Here is a 20,331-nt window from a genome sequence, read left to right as displayed (position 1 = left end):
ACCATGTTGTTGGTACAGTTTAAGGACCCGCAGGGTCGGCGCCGCGCCGGCGTGCTGGAGCAAGACACCATCCGCGTCATCGACGGTTTCGACTCGACCTACGCGCTGGCCCGGGCGGCGATCCGCCGCGGCGGCGGGCTGGCCGCGCTGGCCGCCGAATCGGTCGGCGCCGCCACCTGCTCCTACCAGCAAGTGGCCGCCGAAGGCCGCCTGCTGGCGCCGCTCGACCATGCCGACCAGGCGCACTGCTTCGTCACCGGCACCGGCCTGACCCACCTGGGCAGCGCCGACGCGCGCGACGCCATGCACAAGAAAATCGACGGCGACGTCGGCGCGCTGAGCGACAGCATGAAAATGTTCCGCCTCGGCGTCGAAGGCGGCAAACCGGCGCCGGGCCAACTCGGCGCGCAACCGGAGTGGTTCTACAAGGGCGACGGCTCGGTGGTGGCCGCCAGCGGCCAGCCTTTGGCCATGCCCGACTTCGCGCTCGACGGCGGCGAAGAGCCGGAAATCGCCGGCCTGTACGTCATCGACGACAACGGCCAGCCTTGCCGCGTCGGCTATGCGATCGGCAACGAATTCTCCGACCACGTCACCGAGCGCCAGAACTACCTGTACCTGGCGCATTCGAAGCTGCGCGCCTGCGGCGTCGGCCCGGCGCTGTTGGTGGGCGAACTGCCGGCCCACGTCGCCGGCACCTCGCGCATTTACAGCGCCGACGGCGCGCTGCGCTGGGAAAAGCCGTTCATCAGCGGCGAACAGAACATGTCGCACAGCATCGCCAACCTGGAATACCACCACTTCAAGTATCCGCTGTTCAAGCGGCCGGGCGACGTCCACATCCACTTCTTCGGCACCGCCACGCTCAGCTTCGCCGACGGCGTCAGCGTGCAGCCCGGCGAAACCTTTGAAATCGAAGCGCCGGCGTTCGGCCCGGCGCTGCGCAACCAGCTGGCTCTGAAGGAACTGGCGCAGGCGCCGGTGACGACGCTATGACACGACGGTTTTGATTTTGACTTCGTAGGTCGGGTTACGCTGCGCTAAGCCGACCTACGAACTGCGAACGGTCAACACAAGCACACATTTTTTATGACGGGAACAACAGTGAATATTACAGGCCAGGCCTTAATCGGCGGCGACGGCGTGACGGGAAGCGGCGCTTCCTTTTTGGCGTTCGACCCCACCAAAGGCGCGTCCATCGAGCCGCCCTTCCACACGGTGTCGGCGGGCCAGATCGCGGCCGCGTGCGCCGCCGCGCAGGGCGCCTTCGACGCCTTCCGCGCCACCGCCGACGCGGCGCGCGCCGCATTTCTGGAAGCCATCGGCGCGCAGATCGTCGCGCTGGGCGACGACTTGATCGTGCGCGCGATGGCCGAGAGCGGCCTGCCGCGCGCCCGCCTTGAAGGCGAACGCGGCCGCACGGTCAACCAGCTCAAGCTGTTCGCCGACCTGTTGCGCGAAGGTTCGTGGAACGACGTCCGCATCGACAGCGCGCTGCCGCAGCGCACGCCGCCGCGCGCCGATTTGCGCATGCGCATGATCGGCCTCGGCCCGGTCGCCGTATTCGGCGCCAGCAACTTCCCGCTGGCGTTTTCGGTGGCCGGCGGCGACACCGCCGCCGCCCTCGCCGCCGGTTGCCCGGTGGTCGTCAAAGGCCATCCGGCCCACCCCGGCACGTCCGAACTGGTTGGCCGCGCCATCCAGCTGGCGGTGCGCGAGTGCGCCATGCCGGCCGGCGTTTTCTCCCTGTTGACCGGGGTCGGCAACGCGGTCGGCGAAGAATTGGTACGCAACCCGGCAATCCAGGCCGTCGGCTTCACCGGCTCGCGCGCCGGCGGCATGGCCTTGATGGCGATTGCCGCCGCTCGCTCGCAGCCGATCCCGGTGTACGCGGAAATGAGCAGCATTAACCCTGTGTTCGTATTACAACAGGCATTGGCCGCCAGGGGCGATGAAATCGCAATTGGTCTTATCAATTCGCTTACAATGGGGGTAGGACAAATCTGTACCAACCCCGGCCTGGTGCTGGGCATCCAGGGGCAGGATTTCGAGCGTTTTTGCGCCAGCGCCAAACAGGCACTGGGCGGCGCTCCAGCGGGAACCATGCTGACACCGGCGATTGCCGGCAACTATCAGCGCGGCGTGCGGCATCTGGCGAACCATGCGGACGTGTCCGCTTTGCTGGACGCGGCGCCCGGGCAGGCCGACGGCAAAGGCCAGCCCGCCATGTTTCTTACCAGTGGCACGGCATTCTTGGCGGACCCGGCGTTGTCGGAGGAAATCTTCGGCCCGGCCACGCTGATGGTCGCCTGTAGCGACCCCGAGCAGATGCGCCAGATCGCCGAGAGCCTGGAGGGGCAGTTGACGGCGACCTTGCAGATGGACGCCGGCGACGTCGACGCCGCCCGCCAGTTGCTGCCGATTCTGGAGCGCAAGGCCGGCCGCATCCTGGCCAACGGCTTCCCGACCGGGGTCGAGGTGGTATCGGCGATGGTGCACGGCGGGCCGTTTCCGGCCACCTCGGACGGGCGCAGCAGCTCGGTCGGGACCGCGGCGATCCAGCGTTTCCTGCGCCCGGTGTCGTACCAGAACCTGGACCAGGCTCTGTTGCCGCCGGCCCTGCGCGATGCCGCCGGCAACGGCGCCTGGCGCCGCCGCGACGGCCAGCTGGTACGGGAATAAGAACATGGAGAGCAAGAACATGAGCCAGATGGCCAGTTACGCCAGTTTGAAGGGCAAGCGGGTGTTTGTGACGGGCGGCGGCAGCGGTATCGGCGCCGCCCTGGTCCGCGAATTCGCGGCGCAGGGCGCGCTGGTGGCCTTCGTCGACATCGCCGTCGAGTGTAGCGAGGCGCTGTGCGCGCAGGTGGCGGCGCACGGCGCGACGGCGCCGCTGTTCCGCCATTGCGACATCACCGACATCCCGGCCCTGCAGGCGGTGATGGCGGAGCTGGCCGGGCGCATCGGCGACTTCGACGTGTTGGTCAACAACGCCGCCAACGACCAGCGCCACCAGCTCGAGAACGTCACGGTGGAGTATTGGAACGAGCGCATCGCGATCAACCAGCGGCCGATGTTTTTCACCTGCCAGTCGGTGTTGGAGGGCATGAAGCGCAAGGGCGGCGGCTCGATCATCAACGTCAGCTCGATTTCCTGGCACGTCAAGGGCGGCGGTTATCCGGCCTACGCGACCTCGAAGGCGGCGGTGGTGGGCCTGACCCGCGGCCTGGCGCGCGACTTGGGCGCGCACGGCATCCGCGTCAATACGGTGACGCCGGGCTGGGTGATGACGGAGCGCCAGATCGAGCTGTGGGTCGACGACGCGGCCGAGGTAGAGATTAAGAAGAACCAGTGTTTGCCGGGCAAGCTGATGCCGGCGCACATCGCTTCGATGGTGATGTTCCTGGCGGCGGACGATAGCGCCATGTGCACATCGCAAGAGTTTATCGTCGACGCGGGCTGGTGCTAGGGAGCAATCCCTCCTTGGCGCCAGCCGGCGGCGCCAGCTGTTTTAACGTTTTTTGTAGTGCCTGGTGGTGCGAAGCGCTCTTGTTCCCTGAAAGCGTAACGGGCCACTCGTACCCCCCGCAGTAAAAGCGTCGTCAAAAAACAGTCCACAGGACTTTATAACCTAGATTCGCAGGAGACTTTACATGCAACAACTGTTCAAAAAAACCTTAGCCGTCGCCGCCGCCCTGGCTTGCTGCGCAACCACGGCCCACGCCGGTGACGCCGAAGGCACATTTAGCGGTTACTTCCGCGCCGGCGTCGGCAGCAACGACGCTGGCGGCAGCCAGGCTTGCTTCGGCCTGGAGGGCGTACCGAAATACCGTTTCGGTAACGAGTGCGACCTGTACGGCGAATTCGGTTACACCAAGGAACTGGCGAAATCGGCCAACGGTTCGAGCTTCGTCGGCACCGTCATGACCTCGATCTACAGCCCGACCTCGGACGTCGGCAGCGACAACAAGCTGGAACTGGCGCAGATGATGGTGGAAGCGAAGAACGTGCCGTTCCTGCAAGGCTCCACCGCCTGGATCGGCAAGCGTTTCTACGACCGTCCCGACATCCACGTGCTTGACTTCAAATACCTGCACGGCGACGGCGTCGGCGGTGGTATCGCCGGTATCGCGATGGGCCCGGGCAAGTTCAGCTACGCGCTGTTCCGCAACGACATCAACCAGAGCGTCGCGGCGACCCGCCACAGCTTCATCTACGAAGGCATTCCGGTCAATCCGGGCGGCTCCCTGAAACTCGACGCGACCATCATCAGCGGCGACCAGAAAAACGACAACGACGCCAAGCGCGTCGAAGACGGCTGGTCGTTCTCGGTGGTGCACAAGCAAGACAAGCTGCTGGGCGGCGACAACACGCTGGCGCTGCAATACGGTAGCGGCTCGGGCATCAAAATGGGCGGCACCGACACCGGCGCCTCGTCCGACGTCAAGCGCACCCGCATTTTCGACAACATCATCTGGCAAATCACGCCGGAGTTCAGCGGTTCGCTGGTTGGCCTGTGGCAGCGCGACAAGGACAACGGCGCCAGCTCCACCTGGACCTCGGTCGGCGTGCGTCCGGTCTACGCGATCAACGAAAACGTCAAGCTGATCGTCGACTTCGGCCACGACACCGTCAAGCCGGGCAACGGCGGCGAAACGCAGAAGCTGACCAAGGTCACCTTCGCGCCAGCGCTGACGCAGGGCAAGGGTTTCTGGGCCCGTCCCGAACTGCGCGCCTTCGTTACCTACGCCAAGTGGAACGACGCCGCGCAAAAAGCCGCCGATATCAGCAACAAGGGCAGCACGCTGTCGTCGACCGGCGTGTTCGGCGGCTCGACCAGCGGCACCTCGTTCGGCCTGCAAGTCGAAGCCTGGTTCTAATGCCGTAGCGGCGACGCCGGCCCTTGGCCCTGCTTGGCTCTTTCCGAGCGGCGTCGTCTAGCAACATCAAAACCGGTTGCAAAAGCCGGGTTCGGACCTGAAGGTCCGAACCCGGTTCTTTGCCGCCGGTTTTCCGCGTGTTCCCGCGGCACCTCCATTCCCCATTCCCCGCCGTTTTTTCGCCCGTCCGCGGCCCTTTTGCGCCCGCAATAATCATGAGCCGGATTGGTGATTTTCATAATTGCGGCACCCGCCCGCTGCGCGCAGAATCGTTCCGGTCCGATCATTCAAGCCGCTTCAACCGCACATGGGAAAGTCTATGCAAGCTATCGCCGCCGCCTCGTTGTTACCCGCCGATTCACACCACGCCGTCCTGGTAGGCCGGGTCTGGCGCGGCGCCCCCGTCGACGGCCCGTGCGTGGTGGCGGTGCGCGCCGGCGAGGTGTTCGACATCACGGCGGCGGCGCCCACCGTGGCCGACCTGCTCGACAGCGCCGACCCGGTCGCGCTGGCCCGCCACGCCCCCGGCGAGTCGCTCGGTTCGGTGCTGGCGCTGCTCGACAACGCGCTGCTGGCCCAGCCCGAATCCGGCGCGCCGCTGCTGCTGGCGCCGTGCGACTTGCAGGCGATCAAGGCCTGCGGCGTCACCTTCGCCGTCAGCCTGCTGGAACGCGTGATCGAGGAGCAGGCCGGCGGCGACGCCGCCCGCGCCGCCGAGTTGCGCGGCGCCCTGCAAGCGACGCTGGGCGCCGACCTGTCGGCGCTGCGTCCCGGCTCGACGGCGGCGCTGAACCTGAAGCGGGAACTGCAACAGCGCGGCGCCTGGTCGCAGTACATGGAAGTGGGCATCGGCCCCGACGCCGAGGTGTTCACCAAGTCGCAGCCGATGTCGGCCGTCGGCTGCGGCGCCGACGTCGGCCTGCACCCGGATTCGCAATGGAACAACCCGGAGCCGGAGATCGTGCTGGCGGTCGACAGCCGCGGCCGGGTACGCGGCGCCGCGCTCGGCAACGACGTCAACCTGCGCGACGTCGAGGGCCGCAGCGCGCTCCTGCTCGGCAAGGCCAAGGACAACAACGGTTCCTGCGCGATCGGCCCCTTCATCCGCCTGTTCGACGGCGATTTCACGCTCGACACCATCCGCAACGCCGAAGTGACGCTGCTCATCGAGGGCGCCGACGACGGCTTCCGCCTCGACGGCGCCAGCTTCATGCGCGAAATCAGCCGCGACCCGCTCGACCTGGCCGGCCAGGCGTACGGCAGCCACCACCAATACCCGGACGGCTTCATGCTTTTCCTCGGCACGATGTTCTCGCCGATCCAGGACCGCGACGCCGCCGGCGCCGGCTTCACCCACCACCTGGGCGACCGCGTCACCATCGCCACCGCGTCGCTGGGCGCGCTGGTCAACCACGTCCGGCGCTGCGACGCGATACCGGCTTGGACGCTGGGCGTGCGCGCGCTGTACGCCAGCCTGGCGCGGCGCGGCCTGCTCAATTAGGCGGCGCGCCGGCTCGCAAACGAAGCGCATCAACCAACCATAAAACACGAGAGACATCATGATTTACGCAAGCTATTCAAGCCTGGCGCACAAGCGCGTCGTTATCACCGGCGGCGGCACCGGCATCGGCTCGGCCATCGTCGAAGCCTTCGCCCTGCAGGGCGCCCAGGTGGTCTTCCTCGACATCGCCGACGCCGCCTCGCAAGAACTCGCCAACCGCCTCGGCGCGCTGGCGTACCCGCCCGCTTTCAGGCACTGCAACCTGATGGACCTCGACCAGCTGGCGGCCACCTTCGCCGCCATCGAAAAGGACGTCGGCCCGATCGATATCCTCATCAACAACGCCGCCAACGACGACCGCCACCAGGTCGCCGACGTCACCCCGGCCTACTGGGACGAGCGCATCGCCGTCAACCTGCGCCACCAGTTCTTTTGCGCGCAGGCGGTGGCGCCGGCGATGCACAAGGCCGGCGGCGGCGTGATCCTCAACCTCGGTTCGATCTCCTGGCACCTGGCGCAGGCCAACCTGACCTTGTACATGACCGCCAAGGCCGGCATCGAGGGCCTGACCCGCGGCCTGGCGCGCGACCTCGGCCCGCAGCGCATCCGCGTCAACTGCATCATCCCGGGCGCGGTGCGCACGCCGCGCCAGACGCAGTTGTGGCACACGCCGCAGGCCGAACTGCAAATCCTCGCCGGCCAGTGCCTGCAGGAGCGCGTCGAGCCGGAGGACGTCGCCGCGCTGGCGCTGTTCCTGGCCTCCGACAACGCCGCCAAGTGCACCGGCCGCAATTACTTCGTCGACGCCGGCTGGTACGGCGCGTGAAGGACGCCGACCTCAAGGCGGCGCGCCGCTACCGCTCGCAGGACTGGTTCGACAACCCGGACCACATCGACCTGACGGCGCTGTACCTGGAGCGCTTCATGAACTACGGCGTCACGGCGGCGGAGCTGCGCTCGGGCCGGCCGGTCATCGGCATCGCCCAGAGCGGCAGCGACATCAGCCCGTGCAACCGTATCCATGTGGAGCTGGCCAAGCGGGTGCGCGACGGTATCCGCGACGCCGGCGGCATTCCGATGGAATTCCCGCTGCATCCGATCTTCGAGAACTGCCGCCGCCCGACCGCCGCGCTGGACCGCAACCTGTCCTACCTGGGCCTGGTGGAGATTTTGCACGGCTATCCGATCGACGCGGTGGTGCTCACCACCGGCTGCGACAAGACCACGCCGGCGCAGCTGATGGCCGCCGCCACGGTCGACATTCCGGCCATCGTGCTGTCCGGCGGGCCGATGCTGGACGGCTGGCTGGACGGCGAACTGGTCGGCTCCGGCGCGGCGATCTGGAAGGGCCGGCGCCAGATGGCCGCCGGCGAAATCGACGGCGCGAAATTCCTGGAAATCGCGGCGGCGTCGGCGCCGTCGGCCGGCCACTGCAACACCATGGGCACGGCGTCGACCATGAACGCGCTGGCCGAGGCGCTGGGCATGTCGCTGACCGGTTGCTCGGCGATTCCGGCGCCGTACCGCGAGCGCGGCCAGATCGCCTACGAAACCGGGCGCCGCATCGTCGAGATGGCGCGGCTGGACCTGCGCCCGTCGAGCGTGCTGACGCGCGACGCCTTCCTCGACGCCATCGTCGTCAACGCCGCCATCGGCGGCTCCACCAACGCCCAGCCGCACCTGATGGCGATGGCGCGCCACGCCGGCGTCGCGCTGCACTCAAGCGACTGGATGGAATACGGTTACGACGTGCCGCTGCTGCTGAACATGCAGCCGGCCGGGAAATACCTGGGCGAGCGCTTCCACCGCGCCGGCGGCGTGCCGGCCGTGATGTGGGAGCTGCTGCAGGCCGGCCGACTGCGCGCCGGGCGTCCCACGGTGACGGGGCTGAGCATGGCCGACAACCTGGCCGGGCGCGAAAGCGGCGACCGCGAAATGATTTGCCGCTACGCGGCGCCGCTGAAGCAGCGCGCCGGCTTCCTGGCGCTGAGCGGCAACCTGTTCGACTTCGCCATCATGAAGACCAGCGTGATCTCGCCGGAGTTCCGCGCGCGCTATCTGAGCAAGCCCGGCAGCGAGGGCGTGTTCGAGGCGCGCGCGGTGGTGTTCGACGGCTCGGCCGACTACCACGCCCGCATCAACGACCCGGCGCTGGAGATCGACGAGAACAGCATCCTGGTGATGCGCGGCTGCGGTCCGATCGGCTGGCCCGGCTCGGCCGAGGTGGTCAATATGCAGCCGCCGGACGCGCTGCTCAAGCGCGGCGTGATGAACCTGCCGACCTTGGGCGACGGCCGCCAGTCCGGCACCTCGGACAGCCCGTCGATCCTCAACGCGTCGCCGGAAAGCGCCGCCGGCGGCGGCCTGGCCTACCTGCGCAGCGGCGACACCATCCGTATCGACCTGAACCAGGGCCGCTGCGACATGCTGGTCGACGCCGCCGAGCTGGAGAAGCGCCACCAGGAGCCGCGGCCGCCGGTGCCGCCCAGCCAGACGCCGTGGCAAGAGATTTACCGCGCCACGGTGGGCCAGCTGGAAAGCGGCGCCTGCCTGGAATTGGCCTTGCAGTACCGCGCCGTGGGGCAGGCGCTGCCGCGGCACAACCACTAACCGTTTTCACCCGTCGCATCCGTAGTTAAAAAAAATCCTCTAGGAGACACAGTAATGAACAAGATCCTCAGCACCGCCGTCCTGTCCGCCCTGACCCTGATGATGGCCTGCGCCAGCGGCACCGCCAGCGCCGACGCCAAGAACCCGAAGATCGGCTTTTCCATCGACGACCTGCGCGTCGAGCGCTGGACCCGCGACCGCGACTTCTTCGTCGCCTCGGCCGAGAAGCTGGGCGCCAAGGTGTTCGTGCAGTCGGCCGACGCCAGCGAACAGCGGCAGATTTCGCAGATCGAGAACCTGATCTCGCGCGGCGTCGACGTGCTGGTGATCGTGCCGTTCAACGCCACCGTGCTGAACAACACGGTGAAGGAAGCGAAGAAGGCCGGCATCAAGGTGCTGTCGTACGACCGCCTGATTTTGAACGCCGACATCGACGCCTATATCTCGTTCGACAACGAGAAGGTCGGCGAGATGCAGGCCGAGGGCGTGACCAAGGTGCAGCCGAAGGGCAACTACTACCTGCTGGGCGGCGCGCCGACCGACAACAACGCCAAGATGCTGCGCGAAGGCCAGATGAAGGTGCTCAAGCCCTTCATCGACCGCGGCGACATCAAGATCGTCGGCCAGCAGTGGGTCAAGGACTGGAGCGCGTCGGAGGCGCTGTCCATCGTCGAGAACGCGCTGACGGCCAACAACAACAAGATCGACGCCATCGTCGCCTCCAACGACGGCACCGCCGGCGGCGCGATCCAGGCGCTGGCGGCGCAAAAGCTCAGCGGCAAGGTGCCGGTGTCGGGCCAGGACGCCGACCTGGCGGCGGTCAAGCGCGTCATCGCCGGGACCCAGGCGATGACGGTGTACAAGCCGCTCAAGACCATCGCCTCGGAGGCGGCCACGCTGGCGGTGCAACTGGCGCGCAGCGAAAAGCCGGCCTACAACTCGAGCTACGACAACGGCCTGAAAAAAGTCAGCACCGTGCTGCTCAAGCCGACCCCGCTGACCAAGGCCAACATCAACATCCTGGTTGACGACGGCTTCTACACCAAGGCGCAGCTCAGCGCGCAGTAAGCGACGGCGGCAAGGCTGGGGCGCTATTTCCGTAGGTCGGGTTGGCCGGAACCCGTTACACGGCTTGGCTAACCCGACAACGCTGGCCCAGAGCAGCGCGTCGCGCTTCGGCCAACATGGTCGGATTACGCGTGCCGCTGATCCGACCTACGACACGATATTCCAAGAGGCTTAGCATGTCCGATTATTTGCTCGAAATGAGGGGCATCGTCAAGCAGTTCGGCGGTGTCCGCGCGCTCAACGGTATCGACATCAAGGTGCGCCCCGGCGAGTGCATCGGCCTGTGCGGCGAGAACGGCGCCGGCAAGTCGACCCTGATGAAGGTGCTGTCCGGCGTCTATCCGCACGGTACCTGGGACGGCGAGATCCTGTGGCGCGGCCAGCCGCTGCGGGCGCAGTCGATCCGCGACACCGAGGCCGCCGGCATCGTCATCATCCACCAGGAATTGATGCTGGTGCCGCAGTTGTCGGTGGCCGAGAATATCTTCATGGGCCGCGAGCCGACGCTGCCCGGCGGGCGCATGAACTATCCGGCCATGTACCGCCGCGCCGACGAGCTGCTGCGCGAGCTGAAGATCCCCGAGATGAACGTGGCGCTGCCGGTGATGCACTACGGCGGCGGCCACCAGCAGCTGGTGGAGATCGCCAAGGCGCTCAACAAGGACGCCAAGCTGCTGATCCTCGACGAGCCGTCGTCGTCGCTGACGGCGTCGGAGATCGCGGTGCTGCTCGACATCATCATGACGCTGAAGGCCAAGGGCGTCACCTGCATCTACATCTCGCACAAGCTCGACGAGGTGGCGGCGATTTGCGACACCGTCGTGGTGATCCGCGACGGCCAGCACATCGCCACCACGCCGATGCGCGACATGAACGTCGAGCGCATCATCGCGCAGATGGTCGGGCGCGAGATGAGCCAGATGTATCCGCCGGCCCGGCACACGCCGGGCGAGCCGCTGTTCGAGGCGCGCAACGTCACCTGCTACGACGTCGACAACCCGCGGCGCAAGCGCGTCGACGACGTCTCGTTCACGCTGCGCCGCGGCGAGATCCTCGGCGTGGCCGGGCTGGTCGGGGCCGGGCGCACCGAACTGGTGTCGGCGCTGTTCGGCGCCTATCCGGGGCGCTGCCGGGCCGAGGTCTGGCTGGACGGCCGGCGCATCGACACCGACACGCCGCTGAAGGCGATCCGCGCCGGCCTGGCGCTGGTGCCGGAGGACCGCAAGCAGCACGGCATCGTGCCGGACCTGGACGTCGGCCAGAACATCACGCTGGCGGTGCTGGGCCAGTTCGCCCGCCACAGCCGCGTCGACGCCAACGCCGAGGGCGCCGCGGTGCGCGCGCAGATCGCCCGGCTGGAGCTGAAGACCGCCAGCGCCAGCCTGCCGATCACCAGCCTGTCGGGCGGCAACCAGCAGAAGGCGGTGCTGGCGAAGATGCTGCTGACGCGGCCGCGCGTGCTGATCCTCGACGAGCCGACCCGCGGCGTCGACGTCGGCGCCAAGTACGAAATCTACAAGCTGATGCTGGAGCTGGCGGCGCAGGGCGTGGCCATCATCATGGTGTCGTCCGAGCTGGCCGAGGTGCTGGGCGTGTCGGACCGCGTGCTGGTGATGGGCGAGGGCCGCTTGCGCGGCGACTTTATCAACCGGGATTTGACGCAGGAAATGGTGCTGGCCGCCGCGCTGGACCAATCACCGATGCGCAACAGGGACGTGGCATGAAGCATACCAATATCAAACAATTGTTCAGCCAGTACAAGATGCTGGCGCTGGGGATCGCGATCGCCGTGATCTGGGCCTTTTTCTACTGGAAGACCGAGGGCGGCTTCGTCACCCCGCGCAACCTGTCGAACCTGCTGCGGCAGATGTCGGTGACCGGCATCCTGGCCTGCGGCATGGTGCTGGTCATCATCGCCGGCGAGATCGACCTGTCGGTCGGCTCGATGCTGGGGCTGCTGGGCGGCGTCGCCGCCGTGCTGAACGTGACGCACCACCTGCCGCTGCCGTTGACGCTGGCCGTCGTGCTGGCCTGCGGCCTGCTGCTGGGCCTGTTCAACGGCTACCTGACCGCCTACCGCGGCATTCCGTCCTTCATCGTCGGCCTGGGCGGCATGCTGGCCTACCGCGGCGTGCTGCTGGGCGTCACCGGCGGCATCACCGTGGCCCCGGTGTCGAACGACCTGGTGCAACTGGGCCAGGGCTACCTGCCGGCGCCGCCCGGCGTGGTCCTGGGCGCGGCGCTGTTCGCGCTGGCGGCCTGGCTGGCCTGGCGCCAGCGCGCCGGCCGCGCCCTGCACGGCCTGGCGCAGGCGCCGGCCTGGCGCGACGCGCTGCGCGTGCTGGCCATCGGCGCGCTGCTGTTGGTATTCGTGCGCACCCTCAACGGCTACGAGGGCATTCCGCTGCCGGTGCTGATGTTGCTGGCGTTGCTGGGCGTGTTCAGCTACATGACCACGCAAACCGTGTTCGGCCGGCGCATCTACGCCGTCGGCAGTAATATGGAGGCGACCCGCTTGTCCGGCATCGACGTGCGCGCCGTCAAGCTGTGGATCTTCGGCATCATGGGCCTGATGTGCGCGCTGGCCGGCTTGATCAACACCGGCCGGCTGGCGGCCGGTTCGCCGTCGGCCGGCACCTTTAGCGAGCTGGACGCCATCGCCGCCTGCTTCATCGGCGGCACCTCGATGCGCGGCGGCTACGGCACCGTCTACGGCGCGCTGATCGGCGCGCTGGTCATGGCCAGCCTGGACAACGGCATGTCGATGCTCGACGTCGATACCTACTGGCAGATGATCGTGAAAGGCAGTATTCTGACTGTCGCAGTGTGGGTCGACGTCAGCACGCGTTCGGGCCGGCGCTGACGTCGACGCTGAAGTCCACCAGGAGAAAGCCGCATGCTGAAGATGCCGACCGCGCACCGTATCGCCTTGCTGTTCAACGGCAACAAGGTGTACGACCGCGAGATCATCGCCGGCATCGCCGCCTACCTGCACACCACGCGGGTGTCGTGGGACCTGTACCTGGAGGAGGACTTCCGCCTGCGCCTGCCGGGCATCGAGCGCTGGCGCGGCGACGGCATCATCGCCGACTTCGACGACCCGGCCGTGTGCCGGGCGCTGGCGCGCAGCGCGCTGCCGGTGGTGGCCGTCGGCGGCTCCTACCAGGACGGCGCCGACTACCCGGCGCGGGTGCCCTACGTGGCGACCGACAATTTCAAGCTGATCAAGCTGGCCTACGAGCACCTGATCGAGGCCGGCCTGACCCGCTTCGCCTGTTTCAGCCTGCCCGAGGCGGACGTCAACCGCTGGGCACAGGAGCGCGAAAAGGCCTTTTGCAGCCTGCTGCGGCGCGACCGCATGGAGCCGCTGGTGTACCGCGGCCAGAGCACCAGCGCGCCGTCGTGGGACGAGGCGGTCGAGCAGCAGGTCGAGTGGTTGCACAGCCTGCCCAAGCCGATCGGCATCATCGCCGTCAGCGACGCCCGCGCGCGCCAGTTGATGCAGGCCTGCATGCGCGCCGGCATCGCCGTGCCCGAGCAGGTGGCGTTGATCGGCATCGACAACGACCCGCTGGCGCGCATGCTGACGCGCATTCCGCTCAGCTCGGTGATCCAGGGCGCGCAGGAGATGGGCCGCACCGCCGCCCACCTGCTGCACCAAATGCTCAACGGCGCGCGCCTGGACGGCACCCGCATCCTGGTGCCGCCGACCGGCCTGAACGTGCTGGCGTCGAGCCGGCACGAACCCTTCCAGCACCCGCACGTGATGCAGGCGCGCCACTTCATCCGCCAGTACGCCTGCCAGGGCATCAAGACCGAACAGGTGGCCGACTACGTCGGCGTGTCGCGCTCCTCGCTGGAATCGCACTTCCGCCAGGAGCTCGGGCGCAGCGTGCACGACGAGATCCTGCGCTTCAAGCTCGACGCCGCCAAGGCGATCCTGGCGCGCGAGCCGGGCAACATCGCCGACATCGCCGTCGGCTGCGGCTTCACCACGGTGCAGTACATGCACGCGGTGTTCAAGCGCGAACTCGGTTGCACGCCGCGCGAATACCAGGAGCGCGCCGCGCAGGCCGCCGCGGCGGCCATTCACATTCCAGCCGCCGCCGTCGCGGCGGCGCCACCCCTTCCATGACCACGCCCACCATGCCCATGACCATACTGAACCCAACCGCCGACGACCACCTTTACACCCTGCGCAACGGCGCCGACATGCGCGTTACCATCAGCGCGCGCGGCGGCACGCTGCGCTCGTGGCACGCGCCCGACCGCTACGGCAAGGTCGCCGACGTGCTGCTCGGCTTTCCCGACGAGGCCGGTTACGCCGGCAACGCGCCGTACTTCGGCGCGCTGGTGGGGCGCTGCGCCAACCGCATCGCCGGCGCCCGTTTTGAATTGGACGGCGCCACCTACCGGCTCGACCGCAACGACGGCGCCAACCACCTGCACGGCGGCCTGGTCGGCCTGCACCTGGCGCAGTGGCGGGTGCAGGCCGAGGACGGCGGCCTGCTGCTGCGCCACGAGTCGCCCGACGGCGACGGCGGCTATCCCGGCAACCTGCAAGTGCAGGTGCGCTACCGGCTCGCCGACGACGGCAGCCTGAGCATAGCTTACGAGGCCCGCACCGACGCGCCGACGCCGGTCAACCTGACCTCGCACGGCTACTTCAACCTGAACGGCGGCGTCGCCGGCATCGGCGACCATTTGCTGCGCATCGCCGCCGACAGCTATTTGCCGATCGACGGCGAGTGCATCCCGTACGGCCGCGAGGAGGCGGTGGCGGGCAGCGCCTTCGACTTCCGCCAGGCCGCGCCGATCGGGCCGCGGCTGGGCTGGCCGGAGCCGCAACTGGCGCAGTTCAAGGGCTTCGACCACAACTATTGCGTGGGACCGGCCGGCGCGCTGCGCGCAGTGGCGTGGGTCTGCGACCCGGCGTCCGGGCGCGAGCTGACGGTGTCGACCACCGAGTCCGGCTTGCAGTTTTACAGCGGCAATTTCCTCGCCGGCGTGCGGGGCAAGGGAGCGGCGCCGTACGCGATACACGACGGTTTCTGCCTGGAGGCGCAGGCGTATCCGAACCAGATCAACGGGCCAAACGCCGAGGCGGTGGTGCTGCGGCCGGGCCGGGTGTACCGGCAAACCACGGTGTACCGGCTGGGCGTGCAGGCCGGCGGCGTGTAACTAGCGCAACTCGCCCAGAGACTGCTGGCGTCGGATGATGTCCACCAGCGTCCTCAAGGCGGGGTGGTTGTGCCGCCGGCTGCTGTAATACATATGGAAAGGCTCGCCCCGGGCCGCGTGCTCGTCCAGCACCACGCACAGGCTGCCTTCGGCCAATTCCAGGGCGATGCGGCTTTCCAGCAGATAGCCCAGGCCCACGCCAGCCTTGGCGGCGGTGATCGTGGTGGCCGTATCGTTGATGGTGATCAGGCCGGGCACGCGGATGCCGCGCTTGGCCGGTTTCTGGCCGCTTGCCGCGCTATTGAGTTCCCAGCGATAACTGGAATTGTCTCCCAACAGTAATTGCAAACAGCTGTGCCCGGCCAGGTCCTCCAGCCGTTGCGGCACGCCGTGGCGCTGCAGATAAGCGGGCGAACCCGCCACCACCCAGCGTTGCGGGCCGGATAATGGCACGGCGATCATGTCTTCCGGCACATAGTCGCCATAGCGGATGCCGGCGTCATAACCGCCGGCGACGATATCGATGGGCCTGTCCTCCACCACCACGGTCAGCTTCACGTGCGGGCACAGGCGGGCGAATTCGGGCAGCGCCGGCGCGACCATCAGATGGGCCGCGTCCGCGAACACATTGATGCGCAGCTCGCCGAAGCGCCCCGCCCCTGGCGCGTCGATCTCGGCCAGCGCGTGGCCGATGGTGTCGAAACCTTCTTCCAGGCGGGCGGCCAGGGCCAGGCCGGTATCGGTGGGCGACACGGCGCGGCTGGAGCGGTTCAGCAGCTTGGCGCCCAGCCGTTCTTCCAGGCGCCGCATGGCATGGCTGGCCGCCGACGGCGTCAGGCCCAACTGGATGGCGGCGGCCTTGAAGCTGCGCGTGCGCATGATGCTGAGAAAAATCCGCAGGTCGGCAAGTTCGATACGGTCAAAAATGGACATGGATGAATTTCGCTCAGTATTTCAATGAATGAGGCTCATTCTAAATCTTATCCCGGCGCAACGCATCCACAGTACGATCCTGTCTCCAACAACATGGAAACGGGAGGGGCAATGAATGAATTGGCAAACATGACGCTGGGCGATTTGGCCGGCAAGCGCATCCTGATCACCGGCGGCTCGACCGGCATCGGCGCGGCCGTGGCGCTGGCCTTTGCGGCGCAAGGCGCGCGCCTGGTGCTGCACTACAACGCCAGCCGGGACGCGGCCGAGGCGCTGCGCGCGCGGTATCCCGAGCATATCACCTTGCTGCAGGGCGACTTGGCCGAGCCCGGCGCGGCGGCGCGCGTGGTGAACGACGCGGCGCGCCTGCTGGGCGGACTGGACGGACTGATCAACAATGCCGGCGGCATGCTGGGCCGCGTGCCGACCACGCAAGCGTCCGATGCGCATTTCGACGACGTGCTGAACCTGAACGCGAAATCGGTATGGCAGGCCAGCGTCGCCGCCCACCCGCACCTGAAGGCGGCCGGCGGCGCTTTCATCATCAATACCAGTTCCATCGCCGGCAGGAATGGCGGCGGCAACGGCGCCGTGCTGTATGCGGCGGCGAAAAGCTTTGTCAGCAACCTGACGCGCGGCCAGGCCAAGGAGTTCGTGGCCGACAAGATCCGCGTCAACGCGGTGGCGCCCGGTTTGATATTGACGCCCTTCCACGTGCGCGACACGCCCGAACCCATGATGGCCGCGCAAAGCGCCAGCATTCCCATGGGGCGCGCGGGCCTGCCGCAGGAATGCGTTGGAGCATTTTTGTTCCTCGCCTCGGCATCGCTGTCCGGCTATATCACCGGGCAAATCATTGAAGTTAACGGCGGGCAGTTGATGCCCTGATCACAAGGTAAACACATGAAACAACGACCATTCGGCCGCACCGGCCACAGCATTTCCGACATCGGCTTTGGCGCCTGGGCCATCGGCGGCGCCTGGGGCGACGTCAGCAGCGACGACGCCAAGGCGGCCCTGCATGCGGCGCTCGACGCCGGCACGAATTTTATCGACACGGCCGACGTCTATGGGGACGGCCGCTCCGAGCGCTTCATTGCCGAGGTGCTCAGGGAACGCGGCGGCGACAAACCGTATGTGGCGACCAAGGCCGGCCGCCGCCTGTCGCCCCATGCGGCCGACGGCTACAACGAGGAAAACCTGCTCGCCTTTGTCGAGCGCTCGCTGGTCAACCTGGACACGGATTGCCTGGACCTGGTCCAACTGCACTGCCCGCCACCCGAGGTGTATTACCGTCCCGAAGTATTCGACGTCATGGACCGCATGGTCACGGCCGGCAAGATCCGTCATTACGGCGTGTCGGTGGAAAAGGTCGAGGAAGCCTTGAAGGCGATCGAATACCCGAACGTGGCCGCGATCCAGATTATCTACAATATTTTCCGCCAGCGCCCGAACCAGCTGTTTTTCGCGGAGGCGAAAAAGCGCGACATTGGCGTGATCGTGCGGGTGCCGCTGGCTTCCGGTGTGTTGACGGGCAAGATGAGCGCCGCTACCGCGTTTGCCGCCGACGACCACCGCGCGTTCAACCGCCATGGCGAGGCCTTCGACATGGGCGAAACCTTCTCCGGCGTGCCGTATGAGCTTGCCCTGGAAGTCGTGGAAGAGATCCGCCGCCTGGTGCCGGGAAACGCCACGATGGCGCAGTTCGCGCTGCGCTGGATCTTGATGGAAGACAGCGTGAGCAGCGTCATTCCCGGCGCCCGGAATGCGCAGCAGGCGGCGGCCAACAGCGCGGCCGGCAGCTTGCCCGCGCTGCCGGTGGACGCAATGGACGCGCTGCGCGCCATTTACCAGCAGCGCATCGCCCCGTTCGTGCATCAGCGTTGGTAAGTTCGCTTTGCCGCCATTGCCGCCGCCGGGGCCAGGTCTGGTAGACTGGGCGCTTATAGTCAAGGAGGAAGCGCGGGATGGTGAAGCGAACATGCATGGATAACGCGACTTGTCCGGTGGCCCGCTCGCTCGACGCCATCGGCGACTGGTGGTCGCTGCTGATCGTGCGCGAAGCGTTTATCAACGTGCGCCGGTTCGGCGATTTCCAAAAGCGCCTGGGTTTGGCAAAAAACATCCTCACCACCCGTTTGCGCAACCTCGTCGCCGGAGGCATTCTGGAAATGCGCCCGGCGTCCGACGGCAGCGCCTACCAGGAATACGTGCTGACCGAAAAGGGCCGCAGCCTCGTCACCGTCATGGTCGCCCTGCGCCAGTGGGGCGAGGAGTATTTGTACGCACCGGGCGAGCCGACGACCATTTTGCGCGACCGCCTCAACAAAAAACCCTTGGCCAAATTACAGGTCCTGTCGGAAGACGGCAGGCCGCTAGGCGTGTCCGACATGACCTTGCTGCCGGCGCCCGTTGCGGCGGACGGGGCGGAGTCGAAGTAAGAAAAAATTTCACGATTGTGGTTGCATGTTTAAACCACTTGGTCTATTCTGGTTTAATCATGCAACCACAAGGAGATCGCCATGAACCTCACATTCCCCGCAATAGCGCTTGTTTCCCTGCTGTCGGCCAACCTGGCGGTGGCGGGCGAAGCCGTCAACACCACCAAGGTCAAACAAGACATGCCCGTCGCCGCCGTTGACGTGTCCGTTGCCGCTAGCCCCGCGGTCAAGGCGGAGCGCCCGGCGGCCGCACCGGTTGGCAGGACGCGCGCGCAAGTGCACGCGGAGGCGGTCGAGGCCGTGAAAAATTACCGTACGCCGCTGGAGGAATCGTTCGACCTGTCCAAGAACTGAACCTAGCAAACCCGACTGGCGTCGGCGGCGGCTCGGCGTCGGATTACGCTTCGCTCATCCGACCTACGGCGCTAACTTAAGGAGTGAATCATGCTTGCGATATCGGTATTATTTGCGGTACTGGGCGGCGGCGGCTACCTGTTGGGCTGGGCCTGGAAGGTGGCCCTGGCCGTGCCGAACTGCAACGAGGACATGGTGTTTTCGTGAGTGACTCCCCGCCGTCTACGACCAAGAGCCGCGGCCCTTCGGCATTTCCGCCGACGCTGCCGGCGGCGAAGGTCCACAGCCATGGAACCCTAATAGATCTCGGCGGCGGCGACGCGCAGGGCGTCGAGCATCACGCCCGCGCCCGGCGACAGCAGGTGGCTGCGCCGGGTGATGATGCCGAAGGCGTCCATCCGGCACGGCAGCTCGATCGGCAGGATGCTCAGGATGTTTAGCGACACGTAGTGGCGCGCCACCTCCACCGGCATCACGTGCAGGCTGTCGGTTTGCTGCAACAGCGAGCTGATCAGCAACAGCGCCGTGGTGTCGACGACGTTGGTCGGCGGCGACAGGCCGGCGCCGCGGAACATCATGTCGCAGCGGTAGCGCAGCACGCTGCCCTTGGGCGACAGCAGCCAGGCGCCGCCGGCGATGTCTTCCAGCGTCAGCCCCTGCGCCGTCACCAAAGGGTGGCCGACGCGCGCCACCGCGCACACCGGCTCGTCGGCCAGTTCCTCGTATTGCAGGTCGGTGTCGGGTTGGTCTTCGAGGATGCGCCCGACCATGAAGTCCAGGCTGCCGCGGCGCAGGCGCTCCAGCAAGATGTTCGAGGTTTCCATCTGCACGCCGATGCGCAGTTGCGGCGACTGCTCCTTGACCCGCGAAATCGCCCGCGGCAGCAGCGACATGCTCGGCGCCATGATGACGCCGATCTCGACCTGCCCCGCCAGGCCGGACTTTAGCGCCACGATATCCTCGTGCGCCAGCGACAGGCTGGTCAGCGCCATGCGCGCGTGGCGTATCATGGTTTCGCCGTAGATGGTCGGGCGCATGCCGCGCGGCAGGCGCTCGAACAGCTCGACGTCGAGCATGTCTTCGAGGTCCTTGAGCTGCTTCGACGCGGCCGGCTGCGTCATGTGCAGTTCCTCGGCGGCGCGGTGGATGTTACGTTGTTCGTCGAGGGCGATTAGTAGCAACAATTGCCGCGTTTTCAGGCGGGCGCGTAAAAACCAATTGGGGTTCAGTGTATCCATGCGGGAAATCATAGCAGGGAAATCACGGCGCGCTACCATATCAAAATCGGTATCGGATTTGCCAAATAATTGATTGGTAAGATATTGGTCGCGGATCTACCATGGGGCTTCTCCATGTCCTGATA

18 protein-coding genes are annotated in these 20,331 nt (G+C 66.8%); 16 read left to right on the top strand and 2 right to left on the bottom strand.

What is annotated here, in order from left to right; translation table 11 throughout:
• The first annotated feature begins 3 nt into the window (after positions 1 to 3).
• From araD1 to ACFDR9_RS12645, 12 genes are all read left to right on the top strand, one after another.
• Complete coding sequence (araD1, locus tag ACFDR9_RS12700; RefSeq protein ID WP_409031222.1) at positions 4 to 996, top strand: AraD1 family protein; 993 nt, start codon at positions 4 to 6, stop codon at positions 994 to 996.
• Positions 997 to 1,104: 108 nt separating this feature from the next.
• Positions 1,105 to 2,682 carry an aldehyde dehydrogenase (NADP(+)) gene (locus tag ACFDR9_RS12695; protein WP_409031221.1) on the top strand — a complete coding sequence of 526 codons (1,578 nt, stop codon included), beginning with the start codon at positions 1,105 to 1,107 and terminating at the stop codon, positions 2,680 to 2,682.
• A 4-nt stretch (positions 2,683 to 2,686) separates the two neighbouring features.
• On the top strand, positions 2,687 to 3,469 hold the full coding sequence (locus ACFDR9_RS12690; protein ID WP_409031220.1) for an SDR family NAD(P)-dependent oxidoreductase: 783 nt from the start codon (positions 2,687 to 2,689) through the stop codon (positions 3,467 to 3,469).
• Positions 3,470 to 3,653: 184 nt separating this feature from the next.
• Positions 3,654 to 4,880 (top strand): carbohydrate porin, encoded by a 1,227-nt coding sequence (locus tag ACFDR9_RS12685; RefSeq protein ID WP_017878141.1) that lies wholly within the window; start codon positions 3,654 to 3,656, stop codon positions 4,878 to 4,880.
• Between the two features lie 319 nt (positions 4,881 to 5,199).
• Complete coding sequence (locus tag ACFDR9_RS12680) at positions 5,200 to 6,381, top strand: fumarylacetoacetate hydrolase family protein (RefSeq protein ID WP_017878140.1); 1,182 nt, start codon at positions 5,200 to 5,202, stop codon at positions 6,379 to 6,381.
• Positions 6,382 to 6,439: 58 nt separating this feature from the next.
• On the top strand, positions 6,440 to 7,207 hold the full coding sequence (locus tag ACFDR9_RS12675; RefSeq protein WP_017878139.1) for an SDR family NAD(P)-dependent oxidoreductase: 768 nt from the start codon (positions 6,440 to 6,442) through the stop codon (positions 7,205 to 7,207).
• Positions 7,204 to 8,991, top strand: a complete 1,788-nt coding sequence (locus ACFDR9_RS12670) for an IlvD/Edd family dehydratase (RefSeq protein WP_409031219.1) — start codon at positions 7,204 to 7,206, stop codon at positions 8,989 to 8,991. Before ACFDR9_RS12675 ends, ACFDR9_RS12670 begins: the two co-directional genes overlap by 4 nt.
• A gap of 99 nt (positions 8,992 to 9,090) precedes the next feature.
• Positions 9,091 to 10,059, top strand: coding sequence for a D-xylose ABC transporter substrate-binding protein (gene xylF, locus ACFDR9_RS12665; RefSeq protein ID WP_409031225.1), 969 nt, complete (start codon positions 9,091 to 9,093; stop codon positions 10,057 to 10,059).
• 176 nt (positions 10,060 to 10,235) lie between these two features.
• Positions 10,236 to 11,783: a D-xylose ABC transporter ATP-binding protein gene (gene xylG / locus ACFDR9_RS12660; RefSeq protein WP_017878136.1), complete on the top strand. Its 1,548-nt coding sequence runs from the start codon at positions 10,236 to 10,238 to the stop codon at positions 11,781 to 11,783.
• Positions 11,780 to 12,922 (top strand): sugar ABC transporter permease, encoded by a 1,143-nt coding sequence (locus ACFDR9_RS12655; RefSeq protein WP_409031218.1) that lies wholly within the window; start codon positions 11,780 to 11,782, stop codon positions 12,920 to 12,922. The genes xylG and ACFDR9_RS12655 overlap by 4 nt, the downstream gene beginning before the upstream one ends.
• Before the next feature lie 33 nt (positions 12,923 to 12,955).
• Complete coding sequence (locus ACFDR9_RS12650) at positions 12,956 to 14,194, top strand: XylR family transcriptional regulator (RefSeq protein ID WP_409031217.1); 1,239 nt, start codon at positions 12,956 to 12,958, stop codon at positions 14,192 to 14,194.
• Positions 14,195 to 14,211: 17 nt separating this feature from the next.
• Entirely contained in the window at positions 14,212 to 15,240 is a 1,029-nt protein-coding gene (locus tag ACFDR9_RS12645; protein ID WP_017878133.1) for a galactose-1-epimerase, read from the top strand.
• Here the strand turns inward: ACFDR9_RS12645 and ACFDR9_RS12640 are convergent, their stop codons facing one another.
• Positions 15,241 to 16,173, bottom strand: coding sequence for a LysR family transcriptional regulator (locus ACFDR9_RS12640; protein WP_017878132.1), 933 nt, complete (start codon positions 16,171 to 16,173; stop codon positions 15,241 to 15,243).
• 111 nt (positions 16,174 to 16,284) lie between these two features.
• Between ACFDR9_RS12640 and ACFDR9_RS12635 the strand changes: the two genes are divergently transcribed.
• The 4 genes from ACFDR9_RS12635 (at position 16,285) to ACFDR9_RS12620 (ending at position 18,968) form a co-directional block, all read left to right on the top strand.
• Positions 16,285 to 17,061, top strand: a complete 777-nt coding sequence (locus ACFDR9_RS12635) for an SDR family NAD(P)-dependent oxidoreductase (RefSeq protein ID WP_017878131.1) — start codon at positions 16,285 to 16,287, stop codon at positions 17,059 to 17,061.
• A gap of 15 nt (positions 17,062 to 17,076) precedes the next feature.
• Entirely contained in the window at positions 17,077 to 18,063 is a 987-nt protein-coding gene (locus tag ACFDR9_RS12630; RefSeq protein ID WP_409031216.1) for an aldo/keto reductase, read from the top strand.
• A 77-nt stretch (positions 18,064 to 18,140) separates the two neighbouring features.
• A complete protein-coding gene (locus tag ACFDR9_RS12625; protein ID WP_409031215.1) occupies positions 18,141 to 18,614 on the top strand; it encodes a winged helix-turn-helix transcriptional regulator in 474 nt (157 codons plus the stop codon).
• 81 nt (positions 18,615 to 18,695) lie between these two features.
• Complete coding sequence (locus ACFDR9_RS12620) at positions 18,696 to 18,968, top strand: hypothetical protein (RefSeq protein WP_409031214.1); 273 nt, start codon at positions 18,696 to 18,698, stop codon at positions 18,966 to 18,968.
• 296 nt (positions 18,969 to 19,264) lie between these two features.
• Here the strand turns inward: ACFDR9_RS12620 and ACFDR9_RS12615 are convergent, their stop codons facing one another.
• Positions 19,265 to 20,206 (bottom strand): LysR family transcriptional regulator, encoded by a 942-nt coding sequence (locus tag ACFDR9_RS12615; RefSeq protein ID WP_026133196.1) that lies wholly within the window; start codon positions 20,204 to 20,206, stop codon positions 19,265 to 19,267.
• Between the last annotated feature and the right edge of the window lie 125 nt (positions 20,207 to 20,331).

The sequence above is a fragment of the Janthinobacterium sp. CG_23.3 genome (assembly GCF_046115965.1).
Taxonomy (GTDB): Bacteria; Pseudomonadota; Gammaproteobacteria; order Burkholderiales; family Burkholderiaceae_D; genus Janthinobacterium.
This window is presented reverse-complemented; position numbering and strand designations above follow the sequence as displayed.

Excerpts from the sequence above, each read along its gene's own strand:
- araD1 (WP_409031222.1), top strand. The coding sequence starts at position 4 with ATGTTGTTGGTACAGTTTAAGGACCCGCAGGGTCGGCGCCGCGCCGGC.
- ACFDR9_RS12690 (WP_409031220.1), top strand. The coding sequence starts at position 2,687 with ATGGAGAGCAAGAACATGAGCCAGATGGCCAGTTACGCCAGTTTGAAG.
- ACFDR9_RS12685 (WP_017878141.1), top strand. The coding sequence starts at position 3,654 with ATGCAACAACTGTTCAAAAAAACCTTAGCCGTCGCCGCCGCCCTGGCT.
- ACFDR9_RS12680 (WP_017878140.1), top strand. The coding sequence starts at position 5,200 with ATGCAAGCTATCGCCGCCGCCTCGTTGTTACCCGCCGATTCACACCAC.
- ACFDR9_RS12675 (WP_017878139.1), top strand. The coding sequence starts at position 6,440 with ATGATTTACGCAAGCTATTCAAGCCTGGCGCACAAGCGCGTCGTTATC.
- xylF (WP_409031225.1), top strand. The coding sequence starts at position 9,091 with ATGATGGCCTGCGCCAGCGGCACCGCCAGCGCCGACGCCAAGAACCCG.
- xylG (WP_017878136.1), top strand. The coding sequence starts at position 10,236 with ATGTCCGATTATTTGCTCGAAATGAGGGGCATCGTCAAGCAGTTCGGC.
- ACFDR9_RS12655 (WP_409031218.1), top strand. The coding sequence starts at position 11,780 with ATGAAGCATACCAATATCAAACAATTGTTCAGCCAGTACAAGATGCTG.
- ACFDR9_RS12650 (WP_409031217.1), top strand. The coding sequence starts at position 12,956 with ATGCTGAAGATGCCGACCGCGCACCGTATCGCCTTGCTGTTCAACGGC.
- ACFDR9_RS12645 (WP_017878133.1), top strand. The coding sequence starts at position 14,212 with ATGACCATACTGAACCCAACCGCCGACGACCACCTTTACACCCTGCGC.
- ACFDR9_RS12640 (WP_017878132.1), bottom strand. The coding sequence starts at position 16,173 with ATGTCCATTTTTGACCGTATCGAACTTGCCGACCTGCGGATTTTTCTC.
- ACFDR9_RS12635 (WP_017878131.1), top strand. The coding sequence starts at position 16,285 with ATGAATGAATTGGCAAACATGACGCTGGGCGATTTGGCCGGCAAGCGC.
- ACFDR9_RS12630 (WP_409031216.1), top strand. The coding sequence starts at position 17,077 with ATGAAACAACGACCATTCGGCCGCACCGGCCACAGCATTTCCGACATC.
- ACFDR9_RS12625 (WP_409031215.1), top strand. The coding sequence starts at position 18,141 with ATGGTGAAGCGAACATGCATGGATAACGCGACTTGTCCGGTGGCCCGC.
- ACFDR9_RS12620 (WP_409031214.1), top strand. The coding sequence starts at position 18,696 with ATGAACCTCACATTCCCCGCAATAGCGCTTGTTTCCCTGCTGTCGGCC.
- ACFDR9_RS12615 (WP_026133196.1), bottom strand. The coding sequence starts at position 20,206 with ATGGATACACTGAACCCCAATTGGTTTTTACGCGCCCGCCTGAAAACG.